The sequence below is a fragment of the Protaetiibacter sp. SSC-01 genome (assembly GCF_014483895.1).
Classification (GTDB): Bacteria; Actinomycetota; Actinomycetes; order Actinomycetales; family Microbacteriaceae; genus Homoserinibacter.
In genome coordinates, this window is the sequence record NZ_CP059987.1 from 1,636,772 (window position 1) to 1,653,305 (window position 16,534).

The 16,534-nt window shown below is 70.6% G+C and carries 12 protein-coding genes; 3 read left to right on the top strand and 9 right to left on the bottom strand.

Going from position 1 to position 16,534, the window contains the following annotated elements; translation table 11 throughout:
- Positions 1-12: 12 nt before the first annotated feature.
- From H4J02_RS07760 to dut, 6 genes are all read right to left on the bottom strand, one after another.
- Positions 13-1,497 (bottom strand): MDR family MFS transporter, encoded by a 1,485-nt coding sequence (locus H4J02_RS07760; RefSeq protein ID WP_187674067.1) that lies wholly within the window; start codon positions 1,495-1,497, stop codon positions 13-15.
- Positions 1,498-1,636: 139 nt separating this feature from the next.
- The gene (dxs, locus tag H4J02_RS07765) at positions 1,637-3,580 is read right to left on the bottom strand and encodes a 1-deoxy-D-xylulose-5-phosphate synthase (protein WP_187674068.1); all 1,944 of its coding nucleotides are present in this window, start codon (positions 3,578-3,580) and stop codon (positions 1,637-1,639) included.
- 192 nt (positions 3,581-3,772) lie between these two features.
- Positions 3,773-6,649, bottom strand: coding sequence for an aconitate hydratase (locus tag H4J02_RS07770; RefSeq protein ID WP_187674069.1), 2,877 nt, complete (start codon positions 6,647-6,649; stop codon positions 3,773-3,775).
- A gap of 137 nt (positions 6,650-6,786) precedes the next feature.
- Complete coding sequence (locus tag H4J02_RS07775; RefSeq protein ID WP_187674070.1) at positions 6,787-7,548, bottom strand: DUF3159 domain-containing protein; 762 nt, start codon at positions 7,546-7,548, stop codon at positions 6,787-6,789.
- Positions 7,548-8,159 (bottom strand): DUF3710 domain-containing protein, encoded by a 612-nt coding sequence (locus H4J02_RS07780; RefSeq protein WP_187674071.1) that lies wholly within the window; start codon positions 8,157-8,159, stop codon positions 7,548-7,550. The genes H4J02_RS07775 and H4J02_RS07780 overlap by 1 nt, the downstream gene beginning before the upstream one ends.
- Positions 8,156-8,626 (bottom strand): dUTP diphosphatase, encoded by a 471-nt coding sequence (dut, locus tag H4J02_RS07785; RefSeq protein WP_187674072.1) that lies wholly within the window; start codon positions 8,624-8,626, stop codon positions 8,156-8,158. Before dut ends, H4J02_RS07780 begins: the two co-directional genes overlap by 4 nt.
- A gap of 15 nt (positions 8,627-8,641) precedes the next feature.
- Here dut and H4J02_RS07790 point away from each other — a divergent pair, with 15 nt between their 5' ends.
- Positions 8,642-9,079, top strand: coding sequence for a DUF3093 domain-containing protein (locus tag H4J02_RS07790; protein ID WP_222942153.1), 438 nt, complete (start codon positions 8,642-8,644; stop codon positions 9,077-9,079).
- Here H4J02_RS07790 and H4J02_RS07795 read toward each other — a convergent pair.
- Entirely contained in the window at positions 9,076-9,366 is a 291-nt protein-coding gene (locus H4J02_RS07795; RefSeq protein WP_187674074.1) for a DUF4193 domain-containing protein, read from the bottom strand. The genes H4J02_RS07790 and H4J02_RS07795 overlap by 4 nt on opposite strands.
- Before the next feature lie 206 nt (positions 9,367-9,572).
- Here H4J02_RS07795 and sepH point away from each other — a divergent pair, with 206 nt between their 5' ends.
- On the top strand, positions 9,573-10,622 hold the full coding sequence (gene sepH, locus H4J02_RS07800; protein ID WP_187674075.1) for a septation protein SepH: 1,050 nt from the start codon (positions 9,573-9,575) through the stop codon (positions 10,620-10,622).
- A 29-nt stretch (positions 10,623-10,651) separates the two neighbouring features.
- On the opposite strand, the gene H4J02_RS07805 is transcribed toward sepH, so the two are convergent.
- Positions 10,652-11,674 carry an alkaline phosphatase family protein gene (locus H4J02_RS07805; RefSeq protein WP_262405981.1) on the bottom strand — a complete coding sequence of 341 codons (1,023 nt, stop codon included), beginning with the start codon at positions 11,672-11,674 and terminating at the stop codon, positions 10,652-10,654.
- A gap of 99 nt (positions 11,675-11,773) precedes the next feature.
- Between H4J02_RS07805 and H4J02_RS07810 the strand changes: the two genes are divergently transcribed.
- Complete coding sequence (locus tag H4J02_RS07810) at positions 11,774-14,230, top strand: DNA topoisomerase (ATP-hydrolyzing) subunit A (protein WP_187674077.1); 2,457 nt, start codon at positions 11,774-11,776, stop codon at positions 14,228-14,230.
- A gap of 186 nt (positions 14,231-14,416) precedes the next feature.
- Here the strand turns inward: H4J02_RS07810 and H4J02_RS07815 are convergent, their stop codons facing one another.
- On the bottom strand, positions 14,417-16,489 hold the full coding sequence (locus H4J02_RS07815; protein ID WP_187674078.1) for a type IIA DNA topoisomerase subunit B: 2,073 nt from the start codon (positions 16,487-16,489) through the stop codon (positions 14,417-14,419).
- Positions 16,490-16,534 lie beyond the last annotated feature (45 nt).

The following is a 16,534-nucleotide window of genomic DNA, read 5'->3' on the forward strand; positions in this document are numbered from 1 at the left end:
GCGCGCAAGCGCTCAGTGCCCGACGTGCTGGCCCGCCGGCGCGTCCTTCGGTGCACGCACGAAGAACGAGAGCGCGACGACGGCGAGCGAGATGAACGCCCCCGCGAGGAACGCGAGATGCACGCCGCCCGCGATCTCGGACGCACTCGCGGTCGCGACGTCGTCGCCGCCCGAGGCGAAGATGCCCACTGCGAGGAGGGCGATGTAGAGCGCCGTGCCGGCCGCGCCCGCGACCTGCTGCAGCGTCGAGACCGTCGCGCTGCCGTGCGAGTAGAGCGAGCGGTCGAGCGAGCCGAGTCCCGTCGAGAACAGCGGCGTGAAGAGGAACGCGAGGCCGAGGCTCATCGCGACGTGGCACGCCAGCACGACCCACAGCTCGGTCTCGGGACCGAGCAGCAGGGCCATGGCCCACAGCGCGGCGCTCAGCATGATCGAGCCGGGCACGAGGAGCGGCGTCGGGCCGACCTTGTCGTAGAGGCGACCCACAAGGGGTCCGAGGAGGCCCGAGATGAGCCCACCGGGCAGCAGCAGGGCGCCGATGACGACGGGCTGGAAACCGAGGGCGTTCTGCAGGTACTGCGGCAGGAGGATGACCGTTCCGAAGAGCGACATCATCGCGACCGCGAGCATCACGAGGGAGGTCGTGAACTGCACCGAGCGGAACGTGCGCAGGTCGAGGAACGCCCGGTCGTCGCGCTGCAGACGCAGCTGGCGCAGCACGAACACGCCGAGGGCGAGGACGCCGACGACGATCGGGATCCACGGCGGCATGAGCGTCGCCTCACCGGCCGACTCGCCGAGGCTCGAGAGGCCGTAGACGACCCCGCTGAAGCCGAGTGCGGACAGCACGACAGAGAGGGCGTCGAGACGCATGCGACGGGGCTCGTTGACGTTCGGCACGTTGAGCGCGCCGACGACGAGCATCGCGACGGCGAGCGGGAGCATCACGTAGAAGAGCCCGCGCCAGGAGAGCACGGTGAGCAGCACGCCCGAGACGGCCGGGCCCAGGGCGGGCGCCATCGACATGACGATCGCGATTCGACCCATGATGCGGCCGCGGCTCGCGGGCGGCACGATCTCGAGCACCGTCGTCATCATGAGCGGCATCATGATCGCGGTGCCGGAGGCCTGGATGACGCGTCCGATGACGAGCACCGAGAAGGTCGGGCCGACGGCCGCGAGCAGCGTGCCGGCCGTGAAGAGCGTCATGGCCGCGACGAAGAGCGTGCGCGTCGAGAAGCGCTGCAGGAGCCAGCCCGTGGTCGGGATGACGACGGCCATCGTGAGCGCGAACGCGGTCGTGAGCCACTGACCGGTCGACGCGGACACGCCGAGGTCGGTCATGATGTCGGGGATCGCGACGCTCATGAGCGTCTCGTTGAGGAAGGTGACGAACGTCGCCGCGAGCAGCAGGACGAGTGCGCGGCGCGCGGGCGCGTCGAGCCGGTCGGCGGGCGCTGCGCTCGTGGCGGGCACCTGGACGGCGTTGGTCGACAAGAGTCCTCCGATGGGGGTGGTGGTGATGAACGGGGCGTCGCGCCCGCGTGGGACACACGAATGTGAACGTCGTCCACATTAGTCGAAGCCTCCGACAACGGGTCAGTGACCCGCGAAAGGGCGGAGACGTACGGGCTACTTAACGCTCCCGTTCGACGTCGTATTCCCGGCTCGCATCCTCCGGCAGCGGTCGGGCCACCGGGATGCGCGTGCCGAGCACCTGAGCAACGATATCGCGTGCGATCCGCTGGTCGGTGAGCCCCGCATCCGCGAGGATCTCGTCGCGCGAGGCGTGCTCGAGGAACTCGTCGGGCAGGCCGAGCTCGTCGACGGCCGTGTCGACGCCCGCGGCGCGCAGGTCCTGACGGATGCGCGTGCCCACGCCGCCGACGCGGATGCCGTCCTCGATCGACACGACGAGGCGGTGCGAGCGCGCGAGCTCGACGACGCTGCCCGGCACCGGGATGACCCAGCGCGGGTCGACGACGGTCGCCCCGATGCCCTGGTCGGCGAGCCGGTCCGCGACGCGCATCGCGAGGCCCGCCATGGGGCCGACCGCCACGAGCAGCACGTCGCGGTGCGGGGCCTCCCGCAGCACGTCGACGCCATCCTCTGTGCGGCGCACGGCGTCGTACTCGTTGCCGACCGAGCCCTTCGAGAAACGCAGCACGGTGGGGCCGTCGTCGATCGCGACGGCCTCGGCGAGCTCCTCGCGCAGGCGCGTGGCGTCCCGCGGCGCCGCGATGCGGATGCCGGGCACGACCTGCAGGATCGCGAGGTCCCACATCCCGTGGTGGCTCGGACCGTCGGGGCCCGTCACGCCGGCGCGGTCGAGCACGAAGGTGACGCCCGCGCGGTGGAGCGAGACATCCATGAGCACCTGGTCGAAGGCGCGGTTGACGAACGTCGCGTAGAGGGCGACGACCGGATGCAGCCCGCCGAATGCGAGACCGGCGGCGCTCGTCGCGGCGTGCTGCTCGGCGATGCCGACATCGAACACGCGCTCGGGGAACCGCTCCGCGAACTTGTGCAGGCCCGTCGGACGCAGCATGGCCGCCGTGATGCCCACGAGCCGCGGGTCGCGCTCGGCGAGCTCGAGCATCTCGTCGGCGAACACCGAGGTCCACGACGGCCTGCTCGGGTGCTCGAGCGGCTCGCCCGTCTCGGGGTCGATCTGCCCGACGGCGTGGAACTGATCGGCGACATCGGCGACGGCGGGCTGGTAGCCGCGTCCCTTCTGCGTGATGACGTGCACGATGACGGGTGCGTCGTACGCCTTCGCCTGGCGCAGCGCCTCCTCGAGCGACCCGAGGTCGTGTCCGTCGACGGGTCCGAGGTACTTGATGTCGAGGTTGGAGTAGAGCGCTTCGTTGTTGGAGAACCGCGAGAGGAAGCCGTGGATGGCGCCGCGCGTGCCGCGGTAGATCGCCTGACCCGGCCGCCCCATCCGGTCGAAGAAGCGCCGGCTGGAGAAGTAGAGCGAGCGGTAGGCACGACGCGTGCGCACGGTGTTGAGGAACCGCGCCATGCCGCCGATCGTCGGCGCGTAGGAGCGACCGTTGTCGTTGACGATCAGCACCAGGCGACGCGAGTTGTCGTCGGAGATGTTGTTGAGCGCCTCCCACGTCATGCCGCCCGTGAGCGCGCCGTCGCCCACGACCGCGACGACGTAGCGGTCGCCCTGCCCCGTCATCGCGAACGCGCGTGAGATGCCGTCGGCCCAGCTGAGCGAGCTCGACGCGTGGGAGCTCTCGACGATGTCGTGCTCCGACTCGGCGCGCTGCGGGTATCCCGCGAGACCGCCGCGCTCGCGCAGTCGGCTGAAGTCCTGGCGCCCCGTGAGCAGCTTGTGCACGTAGCTCTGATGCCCCGTGTCGAACACGATCGCGTCGTGCGGCGAGTCGAAGACGCGGTGCATCGCGATCGAGAGCTCGACGACACCGAGGTTCGGCCCGAGGTGGCCGCCCGTCTTCGAGACCTCGCGCACGAGGAACTCGCGGATCTCGGCGGCGAGCTGCACGAGCTCGTCGCGGCTCAGTCCGTCGAGGTCTCGCGGACCCCTGATGGACTCGAGAATGCTCACGATCCCGACCCTACGCCTCTCCCCTGGATGCCCCGCATTCGAACCCGCCCCTGGTGCGGGGGTCGCGCGTGCGCTACTGTCCTGCGCCACCCGCGGCGACGCGACGAACCCGCCGGAGTCTCTACCGCGACACGGCGCGACCGCGCTCGTGCCGTGTCGCGGAGCGACGCGCGGCGGACTACCGCCGCGCCATCAGACGAGCGAGCGCAGCACGTACTGCAGGATGCCGCCGTTGCGGTAGTAGTCGGCCTCACCGGGGGTGTCGATGCGCACGACGGCGTCGAACTCGACGGTCTGCTTGCCCTCGGGCGAGAACTCGCTCGGCTCGGCGACCACGTGGACGGTCTTCGGCGTGACGCCCTCGTTGAGCTGCTCGAGGCCCGTGATCGAGACGATCTCGGTGCCGTCGAGGCCGAGCGACTTCCACGACTCGCCTGCCGGGAACTGCAGCGGCACGACGCCCATGCCGATGAGGTTCGAGCGGTGGATGCGCTCGAAGCTCTCGGTGATGACCGCCTTGACGCCGAGGAGGCTCGTGCCCTTGGCCGCCCAGTCGCGCGAGGAGCCGGAGCCGTACTCCTTGCCGCCGAACACGACGAGCGGGGTGCCCTGCTCCTGGTAGTTCATGCACGCGTCGTAGATGAACGACTGCGGGCCGCCCTCCTGCGTGAAGTCGCGCGTGTAGCCGCCCTCGACGATCTGACCGTCGTTGACCGCCGCCACGAGCTCGTTCTTGAGGCGGATGTTGGCGAACGTGCCGCGGATCATGACCTCGTGGTTGCCGCGTCGCGAGCCGTAGGAGTTGAAGTCCTTGCGCTCGACGCCGTGCGCCTCGAGGTACTGCGCGGCCGGGGTGCCGGCCTTGATGTTGCCCGCGGGGCTGATGTGGTCGGTGGTGACCGAGTCGCCGAGCGTCGCCATGACGCGCGCGCCGGTGATGTCGGTGACGGGCGTGAGCTCCATCGACATGCCGTCGAAGTAGGGCGCCTTCCGCACGTAGGTCGAGTCGGCATCCCACTCGAAGGTCGGGCCGGTCGGGGTGGGCAGGTTGCGCCAGCGGTCGTCGCCGTCGAAGACGGTCGCGTACTGCTTGATGAACTGCTCACGCGAGATCGAGGAGTCGATGATCTCCTGCACCTCGTCGGGGGCCGGCCAGATGTCCTTGAGGAACACGTCGTTGCCGTCCGCGTCCTTGCCGAGCGGGTCGACCTCGAAGTCGAAGTTCATCGTGCCGGCGAGGGCGTAGGCGACGACGAGCGGCGGCGACGCGAGGTAGTTCATCTTCACGTCGGGGCTGATGCGGCCCTCGAAGTTGCGGTTGCCGGAGAGCACCGCGGTAACGGCGAGGTCGTTCTCGTTGATCGCCTCGGAGACCTCCTCGATGAGGGGTCCCGAGTTCCCGATGCAGATCGTGCAGCCGTAACCGACGGTGTAGAAGCCGACGCCCTCGAGCGCCTTGTCGAGGCCCGACTTCTCGTAGTAGTCGGTGACGACCTTGGAGCCGGGGCCGAGCGTCGTCTTGACCCACGGCTTGCGCGTGAGGCCCTTGTCGAGCGCCTTCTTGGCGAGCAGGCCCGCCGCGATCATGACCGAGGGGTTGGAGGTGTTCGTGCACGACGTGATGGCCGCGAGCGTCACGGCGCCGTTGTCGAGCAGGTAGGGCTGGCCCTCCGGCGGGGTGACCTTGATGGGGTTCGATGCCGGGTGGGCGCTGCCCGAGGAGAGGAGCCCCGCGTGCACGTGCTCGCCCTCGTGCTGGTGCGAGACGCCCTCCGCGGCGACGTGCTCGTGCTCGACGCCGGGCGTCGTGCCGGGGTCGGAGGCCGGGAAGGTGCCCTCGATCTCGACGGTCGCGTCGTCGGCCTGGGGCACGTCGGAGACGTAGTTGAGGATGTCCTGCTGGAACTGCGACTTCGACTCCGAGAGGAGGATGCGGTCCTGCGGGCGCTTGGGGCCGGCGATCGACGGCACGACGGTGCCGAGGTCGAGCTCCATGTACTCGCTGTAGGAGGCCTCGCGCGAGGCGTCGTGCCACAGGTGCTGCTGCTTCGCGTAGGCCTCGACGAGGGCGACGGTCTGCTCGTCGCGGCCCGTGAGGCGCAGGTAGTCGAGCGTGACGTCGTCGATCGGGAAGATCGCGGCGGTCGAGCCGAACTCGGGGCTCATGTTGCCGATCGTGGCGCGGTTGGCGAGCGGCACGGAGGCGACGCCGGCGCCGTAGAACTCGACGAACTTGCCGACGACGCCGTGCTTGCGGAGCATGTCGGTGATCGTGAGCACGACATCCGTCGCCGTCACGCCCGCGGGGATGTCGCCCGTGAGCTTGAAGCCGACGACGCGCGGGATGAGCATCGAGACGGGCTGGCCGAGCATGGCCGCCTCGGCCTCGATGCCGCCGACTCCCCAGCCGAGCACGCCGAGGCCGTTGACCATCGTCGTGTGCGAGTCGGTGCCGACGCACGTGTCGGGGTAGGCCTGCAGCACGCCGCCGTTGACGCGGTCGTAGACGACCTTCGCGAGGTGCTCGATGTTGACCTGGTGCACGATGCCCGTTCCGGGGGGCACGACCTTGAAGTCCTGGAAGGCCGTCTGGCCCCAGCGGAGGAACTGGTAGCGCTCGCCGTTGCGCTCGTACTCGATCTCGACGTTGCGCTCGAGGGCGTTCTCGGTGCCGAACAGGTCGGCGATGACGGAGTGGTCGATGACCATCTCGGCCGGCGAGAGCGGGTTGATCTTGTCGGGGTCGCCGCCGAGGGCTGTGACGGCCTCGCGCATCGTGGCGAGGTCGACGATGCAGGGGACGCCGGTGAAGTCCTGCATGACGACGCGGGCCGGCGTGAACTGGATCTCGGTGTCGGGCTCGGCGTCGGGGTTCCACGAGCCGAGCGCCTCGATCTGCGCCTTCGTGACGTTGGCGCCGTCCTCGGTGCGGAGGAGGTTCTCGAGCAGCACCTTGAGGCTGAAGGGGAGCTTCTCGTAGCCGGGGACCGTGTCGATCCGGAAGATCTCGTAGTCGGTCTCACCGACCTTCAGGGTGTCCTTCGCGGAAAAGCTGTTGATGCTCGACACGGTCGTCTCCTCTGGCGAATGTCAGGATGCGCTGCCTCAGCCATCCTGACGGCCGACGCAGGCACGTTCCAGCAAGGCAAGCCTAAGCCTGTCCGCCCCGGCGCACCCGAGTCGATTTATCTTGACGTCGAGATATCTTACGCCTTCTCGGTGCTCTCCGCGTCCGACGCGCCGGTCCATGCGCTGCGGATGAGCAGCCACGTGACCCACAGCACGATCGCGTAGGGCGGGATCCCGAGCAGGAGCTTCATGGCCGCGAGACCCGCCGCGTCGTCCGCGACGTAGAGCGGCACCTCGACCGCGAGGCGCAGGGCCGGCAGCGCCGCCCACACGATCGTCGCGATGAGGGCGACGCGGGCCTTCGCGGGGTCGTCCCGCCAGTGCGGGTCGTTCGTGAGCAGGCCCGCCATGACGCCGATGAGGGGTCGCCGCACGGCGATGCTCACGAGCATCGCGACGAGCAGCACGACGTTGATGATGAGCCCGGGCAGGAAGTTGTCGGATGCGCGGCCGCTGAACAGCGCAAGGCCCGCCGAGACTCCGACACCGAGCGCGCCCACGACGGCCGTCATGACGGGCTGCCTCATGACGAGGCGCGCCGCGATGAACACGACGGCGAGACCGAGCGGCGCGAGCACCGACGGGACGAGCTGCTGGGTGATCGTGTAGACGACGAGGAAGAGCAGCGGCGGCAGGATCGACTCCACGAGGCCCCGGATGCCGCCCACGGCTGCGAGCAGCGCGCGCCCGCTCGGCGCCTCGCCCGGCTTCACATGCCCGAGGCCCGAGCGCCGGGCGGCGACGGCCATGGCATCCGAGAAGCTCGGGGTCGCCTCGACTGCCGGCTCCTCGGCGCGATCGTGCGCGCCGGGCTCCCCCGACGCGTCGCCCGAGGACATCAGGCCTGGCCGCCCGGCTGCACGTTCGCGGGAACGGTCAGCGGGATGAGGTCGCGCGGCGGCATCGGGGTGTTGCCGCGCACGACGACGATGCTGCGGAAGAGGTCCTCGACCTGCGCCGCGGCATCCGGGTCGACCGCCGCCTTGCCGCTGATGACGCCGCGCAGGAACCAGCGCGGACCGTCGACGCCGACGAAGCGCGCGATCCGCACGCCCGGGGCGTTGCCGGCGGGAGCGGGGATCTCCGCGCGCAGCTCCGGACCGAAGGGCCCCTCGACCGTCTGCGTCGTGCCGCCCTGACGGGCGATCTGCTCGACGATCTGCTCGCGGATCTCGTGCCAGAGGCCGCTCGAGCGCGGGGCCGCGAACGGCTGCACCTGCAGCGTCGACTCCGCGTAGTCGAGGGCGACGGCGACGACGCGCTTGCTGCCCTCCTCGATCTCGAGACGCAGAGCGAGTTCGGGGCGCGGGAGGATCTTGACCCCGCCGAGGTCGACGTAGGGGCGCACGGCGTTCGCCTCGGCGACGTCGAGCGGGCCGTTCTCGGCGCGGTCGGCCGGAGCGGACTTCGGCTGTTCGACGGGCGCGTCATCCATCGGGACGTCGCTCATGGGGTTCCTCCTCGGGTCGAGTAGCCGGTGGAGCCGAAGCCGCCCTCACCGCGGTCGGAGCCGGGGAGGCGTTCGACCGGGATGAAGCGCGCCCGGCTCACGGGCATGACGATGAGCTGCGCGATGCGGTCACCCGCGGCGACGGCGTAGCTCTCACGCGCGTCGGTGTTGAGCAGGGTGACCCGGATCTCTCCGCGGTAGCCCGCGTCCACCGTTCCGGGACTGTTGACGATCGTGATGCCGTGCTTGGCGGCGAGGCCGCTGCGCGGCACGACGAAAGCGACGTATCCGTCCGGCAGCGCGATCGACACGCCCGTGCCGACGACGGCGCGCTCACCGGGGGCGAGCACGACATCGTCTGTGGAGACGAGATCGGCGCCCGCGTCGCCCGGGTGCACGTACTCGGGGACGGTGTCGCCGCGGAACAGCACCTCGACGGACTCGGTCACCCCACGACGATAGTCCATGGTCGAATAAGGGTGATGTCCTACCGTGAACGACTCTGGCCCGCCCCGTGGATCTACATCGCGACCGCGCTCGTGATCCCGGCGTCCCTTCTCGTGTTCCTGCCGATCGACATGATCGTCGGGATCATCGTCGCGATCGTGCTGTACGGCGGGATCGTCGGGCTGCTGCTGTTCACGACGCCCACGGTGGAGGTCGCCGACGGCGTGCTCCGCGCGGGCCGCGCCCGCCTGCCGCTCTCGGTCGTCGGCGAGGTCGTCGCCGCGAAGGGCGCGGATGCGGTGCGCGAGCGCGGAACAGGGCTCCACGCGGACGCGTGGCTCCTCATCCGCGGCTGGATCCCCGACGTCGTGCGGGTCGAGCTCGTCGATCCCGCCGACCCGACGCCCTACTGGCTCGTGTCGAGTCGACGTGCGGACGAGCTCGCCGCGGCGATCAGCTCAGCCCGCGCTTAGGCGGCGCACTCCGCGCAGATCGGACCGAGGTCCGAGTTGTGGTCGAACTGCGACTGGTGCTTGACGAGGAAGCAGTTCATGCAGGTGAACTCGTCCTCCTGCGGCGGGAGCACGACGACGTCGAGGTCGACGTCGGAGAGGTCCTGTCCTGCGAGCTCGAAACCCGGGTTGTCGGCGTCATCGACGTCGACCACGCCCGACAGCTTGTCGGGGACACGCTCCTGGAGGGCCTGGATCGACTCGGTGTCGTCGTCGGTCTTCCGAGGGGCGTCGTAATCGGTAGCCATTCCCATCCATTTCCATCGGCGCGTGCGGGTGAAGCGGCGTCAGTCTGCATCATCGGATGCCGAAGCGCAAACCCTCCCAGCCGGCTCCCAGACACGCCGGGAACCGCGGGCAATGCAACTCGCGGCACGCCCGCGTTATTCCCCGGATCCGGACCGAGCTCGTGTCATCCTGGCCTCGAATCCTGACGCCTGGAGGTCGGTTCAGCATGCAAGAACTCAAGGTCATCGGAGTCGAGAACGGCTCGCTCCTGGTCGCCTCGGATGACGGGGAGCAGTTCCGCGTCGAGGTCGACGAGACCGTGCAGTCGCGCCTGCGCGCTTCCATGCCCGATCCCGGGCCCATCCGCCGCCTCGCACCGCGGGAGATCCAGGCGCAGATCCGCGCCGGCATGACCGCCGAGGACGTCGCCCGTGTCACGGGCGCGTCGCTCGAGTACATCCGCCGCTTCGAGGGCCCCGTCGTCGCCGAGCGCGAGTACGTCATCGAGTCGGCCCTCAACGTGCCCGTGCACATGGCCGTCGAGACCGACCCGCTCGCCTCTGGCGCGACGTTCGGCTCCGTCATCCGCGAACGGCTCGCCGACGCGGGTGCGCAGGGCGAGCGCTGGGCGAGTTGGAAGGAGCAGGGCGGCGGCTGGATCGTCAAGCTCACGTTCACGGCCGCCGAGATCGAGCGCGACGCCCGCTGGGGCTTCGATCCGAAGAAGCAGTCGCTGCAGCCCCTCAACCAGGAGGCCGTGCAGCTCTCGCAGCAGGGCGAGCTCCCGCCGAGCCTCATCCCGCGCCTGCGCGCCGTGCCGCTCGACGAGCGCGACGACGCGCGCTTCGACTCGGGCGCCTTCGCCGTCGAGACGGATGGCGACGACACGGTCGTGACGCCCGTCGAGTTCACGCAGCTCGAGTTCGGCGGCCGCCCCGCGGTCGCCGAGGAGCCGAGCACGACCCACCACACGGCCGATCTGCTCGAGGCGCTCCGCCGTCGCCGCGGTGAGCGCGAGCCGCTCGACCTCGACGAGGGCGAGCAGGGCCTCGCGGCGCACCCCTCGACGGGGGTCGTGAAGCTCGTCGACGTGCCGCTCGAGGGCGTGCCCGACGAGCCCGTGCCCGCCGCCTTCACCTCGGCTCCGAGCTCGGCGCCGACCGCGAAGGCCTCGGGCTCCTCGGGAGCGACAGGGCCGCTCGGCAAGCGCCGCGGCCGTGCGTCGATGCCGAGCTGGGACGAGATCGTCTTCGGCGCCCGCGGCGACGAGGACTGACCGCCCGCTGACCGGCCGACCGTCCGGCCTCAGGCGAACGCGCCGAAGCGCAGGAACGGCACCACCGTCTCGCCCGGCGTGAGCGAGCCGTGCTGCCCGACCATGCCGCGCGCACGGTCGTCGGCGTCGGCGTAGTACGCGTGGTCGCCGCGCGCAGCGACGAAGACCTCCCCGATGCGCGGCAGCACCTCCGGGTCGACCGCGCCGAACCAGCCCGATGCGAGCGCCTCGTCACGCGTGCCCACCCACGCGCGCTTGCCCTCCGACGCGCGCCAGGCGGACGCCACCCCCGCGGGGTCGACCCCCCGCTCGAGGTGCAGCTGCAGGCACCGCGGCTCCCCCGCGACGTGACGCACGCCTTCCAGCAGGTCGGCGGATGCGATGCGCTGGGCGTGCAGGGGCACGTCGACCATCCCGTGGTCGGCCGTCACGGCCATGCCGTGGCGCGGGCCGAGCGCGCCGGCCACGAGGGCGAGCTCGGCGTCGAGCGCCTCGAGCGCCGACACCCACTCGGACGAGGCGACGCCCTTCGCGTGCCCCGCCATGTCGAGGTCGGGAACGTAGTAGTAGACGAGCGCGGGTCCGGGGTCGGCGAGCACGCCGCGCAGGAGCGCGAGGCGCTCCCCCGAGTCCCCCGCCCCCAGGAACTCGGCGCCTCGCAGCACCGCATGCGTGAACGCCGAATCGCGGTAGCGGGGGTGGGTGATCGCCACGCTCCGCACGCCCTCGGATGCCGCCCGCTCGAAGAGGGTCGGCATCCGCTGCCAGGTGGCCGGGTCGAGCCCGTCCCAGCCGCTCAGCTGGTTGACGACGCGGTCGTGGTCGGGGTCGTAGACGCGGTAGCCGACGAGACCGTGGCGGCCGGCGGGCTCCCCCGTCGTGAGGGTCGCGAGGGCCGCGACGGTCGTCGTCGGGAAGCCCGCGCCGATCGCCGGGTCGTGGTCGAGGCGCTTCGCGAGGGTGCGCGCGTGGCCGCGGTGCGCCTCGAGCTGCGCGTGACCGAGTCCGTCTACGACCACGACGACGACCTTCTCGACGGGCGGGAGCCCCATCGGGCCCCTCCTGCCCGCGAGGGCGTCGAGGCAATTCGGCACGACATCCGCGAGGCTCAGCCTGTGCGTTTTCGCCGCCGGTAGCATGGCGACGATCCTATGACTCCGCCCGAAAAGACCTCGCCCACACCTGCCTCCGGCGAACGTATCGAAGACGTCGACGTCTCGACCGAGATGCAGGGCTCGTTCCTCGAGTACGCCTACTCCGTCATCTACTCGCGCGCGCTCCCCGACGCCCGCGACGGGCTCAAGCCCGTGCAGCGCCGCATCCTCTTCCAGATGAACGAGATGGGCCTGCGACCCGACCGCGGGCACGTCAAGTCGGCTCGCGTCGTGGGCGACGTCATGGGCCGCCTGCACCCGCACGGCGACACCGCCATCTACGACGCGCTCGTGCGCATGGCGCAGGACTTCACGATGCGCGTTCCGCTCGTCGACGGGCACGGCAACTTCGGCTCGCTCGACGACGGGCCCGCCGCACCCCGCTACACCGAGGCGCGCATGCAGGCCGCGGCGCTCGCGCTCGTCGAGTCGCTCGACGAGGACGTCGTCGACTTCGTGCCGAACTACGACAACCAGCTGACGCAGCCCGAGGTGCTGCCGGCGGCGTTCCCGAACCTGCTCGTCAACGGCGCGAGCGGCATCGCGGTCGGCATGGCGACCAACATGGCGCCGCACAACCTCATTGAGGTCGCGGGAGCCGCGCGCCACCTGCTCGAGAACCCCGAGGCGACGCTCGAGGAGCTCATGGCCTACGTGCCCGGTCCCGACCTGCCGACGGGCGGCACGATCGTGGGGCTCGACGGCATCCGCGACGCGTATGCGACGGGCCGCGGCTCGTTCAAGACGCGCGCCAAGGTGTCGATCGAGCAGATCTCCGCGCGCCGCACGGGCCTCGTCGTGACCGAGCTGCCGTACCTCGTCGGCCCCGAGAAGGTCATCGAGAAGATCAAGGACGGCGTTAACGCCAAGAAGATCACGGGCATCGCCGACGTCACCGACCTGACCGACCGCAAGAACGGCCTGCGGCTCGTCATCGGCATCAAGACGGGCTTCTCGCCTGAAGCGGTGCTCGAGCAGCTCTACCGGCTCACGCCGCTCGAGGACGGCTTCTCGATCAACAACGTCGCGCTCGTCGACGGGCGCCCGCAGACGCTCGGCCTCCGGGAGATGCTGCGCGTCTACCTCGACCACCGCGTCGAGGTCGTCACGCGCCGCTCGCAGTACCGCCTCGCCCGCCGCCAGGAGCGCCTGCACCTCGTCGACGGCCTCCTCATCGCGATCCTCGACATCGACGAGGTCATCCAGGTCATCCGCTCGAGCGACGACACCGCCCAGGCGCGTGCGCGCCTCATCGACGTCTTCGACCTCTCGACGCTCCAGGCCGACTACATCCTCGAGCTCCAGCTGCGCCGGCTCACGAAGTTCAGCCGCATCGAGCTCGAGGCCGAGCGCGACAAGCTGCGCGCCGAGATCGCCGAGCTCGAGGCGCTCCTCGGCGACCCCGCGCGCATCCGCACGCAGGTGGGCGTCGAGCTCGACGACGTCGCCGAGCGCTTCGGCACGCCGCGCCGCACCCTCCTCACCGAGGCGGGCGCACAGGTGAAGGCCACGGCGGCGTCGCGCAAGGCGGGTGCCGTCTCGCTCGAGATCCCGGATGCGCCCACGCTCGTCGTGCTCTCGACGACCGGCCGCGCGGTGCGCGTCGACCTGCCCGAGGGCACCGAGGCCCCGCTGCCGTCGACGCGCCGCTCGAAGCACGACGCGATCCTCTCCGCGGTGCGCGGCACGACGCGCGGCGAGCTCGGCGCGATCACCTCGCACGGGCGCCTCATCCGCTTCACGCCCGTCGACCTGCCCTCCGTGCCCGCGAACTCGGTGCAGCTCGCGGCGGGCGCGCGCATCAACGACTACCTCGGCATCGACAAGAAGGAGCGCGTGCTCGGGCTCGTCTCGCTCGGGGCCGAGGTGCCCATCGCGATCGGCACCCGCCAGGGCGTCGTCAAGCGCGTCGCGCCCGGCGGCTACCCGAGTCGGCCCGACTTCGAGGTCATCGCGCTCAAGCCGGGCGACGAGGTCGTGGGCGTCGCGCAGGCAGGCGACAGGGCCGAGCTCGTATTCGTCGCATCCGACGCCCAACTGCTGCACTTCTCCGCGTCGCAGGTGCGCCCGCAGGGCGTTGCCGCGGGCGGCATGGCGGGCATCAACCTCTCGGCGAAGGCCACCGTGGTGTTCTTCGGCGCGGTCGACCCCGAGGATGCCGTCGTGGTGACGATCTCCACCCCGACCGAGACGCTCCCCGGCACCGACCCCGGTCGCGGCAAGGTGTCCCACTTCGCGGAGTTCCCCGCCAAGGGCCGCGCCACGGGCGGCGTGCGCTCGCACTCGTTCCTCAAGGGCGAGAGCGCGCTCGCGCTCGCGTGGGTGGGCCCTGCTCCCGCACTCGCGGTCACCCCCGACGGCGCCGCACGCACGCTCCCCGAGGCGGGTGCGAAGCGCGATGCATCCGGCACGCCGCTCGACGCGGTCGTCGGCTCGATCGGGCGGGCGCTCTAGTCGCGAATCACCGCTGGTTGAGTGCGCGCGTAGCGGGCGTATCGAAACCAGCCGCGCGAGTGGCATCGGGGCTGGTTTCGACACGCCGCCTCCGGCGGCTACTCAACCAGCGGGGTGAGCCGCCTCCGGCGGCTACTCAACCAGCGGGGTGAGCCGCCTCCGGCGGCTACTCAACCAGCAGCGCGGTCACACGTCGACGCGCGAGCGGTCGAGCCCCTGCCCCGCGATGATGAAGTCCTTGCGCGGCGCGACGTCGTTGCCCATGAGCAGCTCGAACACGCGGTTCGCGGCATCCGCATCCTCGATGCGCACGCGGCGCAGGGTGCGGTGCGCGCGGCTCATGGTCGTCTCGGCGAGCTGGTCGGCATCCATCTCCCCGAGGCCCTTGTAGCGCTGGATCGGGTCCTGGTAGCGCTTGCCCTGCTTCTTGAGCGTCGCGAGCACGGTCTGAAGCTCCTGCTCGGAGTACGTGTAGATGATGTCGTTGGGCTTCGAGCCCGGGTTCACGACGACGACGCGGTGCAGCGGAGGCACAGCCGCGAAGACCCGTCCGTCTTCGATCATGGGCCGCATATAGCGGAAGAAGAGCGTCAGGAGCAGGGTGCGGATGTGCGCGCCGTCGACGTCGGCGTCGCTCATGATGATGACCTTGCCGTAGCGCGCCGCCTCGAGGTCGAAGCTGCGGCCCGAGCCCGCGCCGATCACCTGGATGATCGAGGCGCACTCGGCGTTGCCGAGCATGTCGGCGACGGACGCCTTCTGCACGTTGAGGATCTTGCCGCGGATGGGCAGGAGCGCCTGGTGCTCGGAGTCGCGCGCGAGCTTCGCGGTGCCGAGGGCGGAGTCGCCCTCGACGATGAAGAGCTCGGTGTCGGCGACGTCGTTGGAACGGCAGTCGACGAGCTTGGCGGGCAGCGACGAGTTCTCGAGCGCGTTCTTGCGGCGCTGCGTCTCCTTGTGGGCGCGCGCGGAGATGCGCGACTTCATCTCGGCGACGACCTTGTCGAGCACGAGCGCCGACTGGGCCTTGTCGTCGCGCTTCGTGCTCGCGTAGCGCGCCTGGAGGCCCTTGACGATCGCGTTCGAGACGATCGCGCGCACAGCAGGGGTGCCGAGCACCTCCTTCGTCTGGCCCTCGAACTGTGGCTCGGGGAGGCGCACCGTCAGCACGGCCGTGAGGCCCGCGAGCACGTCGTCCTTCTCGAGCTTGTCGCTGCCTGCCTTGAGGCGGCGGGCGTTCTTCTCGACCTCGGCGCGCAGGAACTTGAGGAGCCCCTGCTCGAAGCCCGCCTGGTGCGTACCGCCCTTGGGCGTCGCGATGATGTTGACGAAGCTCTTGAAGACGGTGTCGTAGCCCGTGCCCCAGCGCAGCGCCACGTCGACCTGGCACTCGCGCTCGAGCTCCGTGGGCACCATGTGCCCGTTCTCCTGCAGCACGGGGACGGTCTCCGTGTAGCCGCCCGTTCCCTGGATGCGCCACACATCGGTGAGCGCCGCATCCGGGGCGAGGTGCTCAACGAACTCGCTGATGCCGCCCTCGAAGCGGAAGCTCTGGACGGTGGGCTCCTCGGCCCGCTCGTCCGTGATCTCGATGCCGAGGCCGGGCACGAGGAACGCCGTCTGGCGCGCGCGCCCGAGCAGTTCCTCGGTCTGGAACCCGGCGCCCTTCGTGAAGATCTGACGGTCGGCCCAGTAGCGGATGCGCGTGCCGGTCACGCCCTTGGCGACCTTGCCGACGACGCGCAGCTCGCTGCCCGAGACGAACGGGGTGAACGGGGCGTCGGGCGTCGGCTCGCCCGTGTCGGCGAAGACGCCGGGCTCGCCGCGGTGGAACGACATCGCCCACGTCTTGCCGTCGCGGTCGACCTCGACGTCGAGCCGCTCCGAGAGGGCATTGACGACCGACGCGCCCACGCCGTGCAGACCGCCCGACGCGGCGTACGAGCCGCTGCCGAACTTGCCGCCCGCGTGGAGCTTCGTGAACACGACCTCGACGCCCGTGAGCCCCGTCTTGGGCTCGATGTCGACGGGGATGCCGCGCGCGTGGTCGCGCACCTCGACCGAGTCGTCGGGGTGCAGGATGACCTCGATCTGCGAGCCGTGGCCCGCGAGGGCCTCGTCGACGGAGTTGTCGATGATCTCCCACAGGCAGTGCATGAGACCGCGCGAGTCGGTCGAGCCGATGTACATCCCGGGGCGCTTGCGCACCGCCTCGAGACCCTCGAGGACGGAGAGATGACGGGCGGAGTAGTCGGTCACCGGACGAGCCTAACCGCGGCCGCCCACGCCGCCGTGGAGGCTCAC

Bases quoted from the DNA above. Each gene is read 5' to 3' on its own strand.
- H4J02_RS07775 (WP_187674070.1), bottom strand. From the start codon at position 7,548: ATGTCCTCGGGCGACGCGTCGGGGGAGCCCGGCGCGCACGATCGCGCC.
- H4J02_RS07780 (WP_187674071.1), bottom strand. From the start codon at position 8,159: ATGAGCGACGTCCCGATGGATGACGCGCCCGTCGAACAGCCGAAGTCC.
- dut (WP_187674072.1), bottom strand. From the start codon at position 8,626: ATGGACTATCGTCGTGGGGTGACCGAGTCCGTCGAGGTGCTGTTCCGC.
- H4J02_RS07790 (WP_222942153.1), top strand. From the start codon at position 8,642: ATGTCCTACCGTGAACGACTCTGGCCCGCCCCGTGGATCTACATCGCG.
- H4J02_RS07795 (WP_187674074.1), bottom strand. From the start codon at position 9,366: ATGGCTACCGATTACGACGCCCCTCGGAAGACCGACGACGACACCGAG.
- sepH (WP_187674075.1), top strand. From the start codon at position 9,573: ATGCAAGAACTCAAGGTCATCGGAGTCGAGAACGGCTCGCTCCTGGTC.
- H4J02_RS07805 (WP_262405981.1), bottom strand. From the start codon at position 11,674: ATGGGGCTCCCGCCCGTCGAGAAGGTCGTCGTCGTGGTCGTAGACGGA.
- H4J02_RS07810 (WP_187674077.1), top strand. From the start codon at position 11,774: ATGACTCCGCCCGAAAAGACCTCGCCCACACCTGCCTCCGGCGAACGT.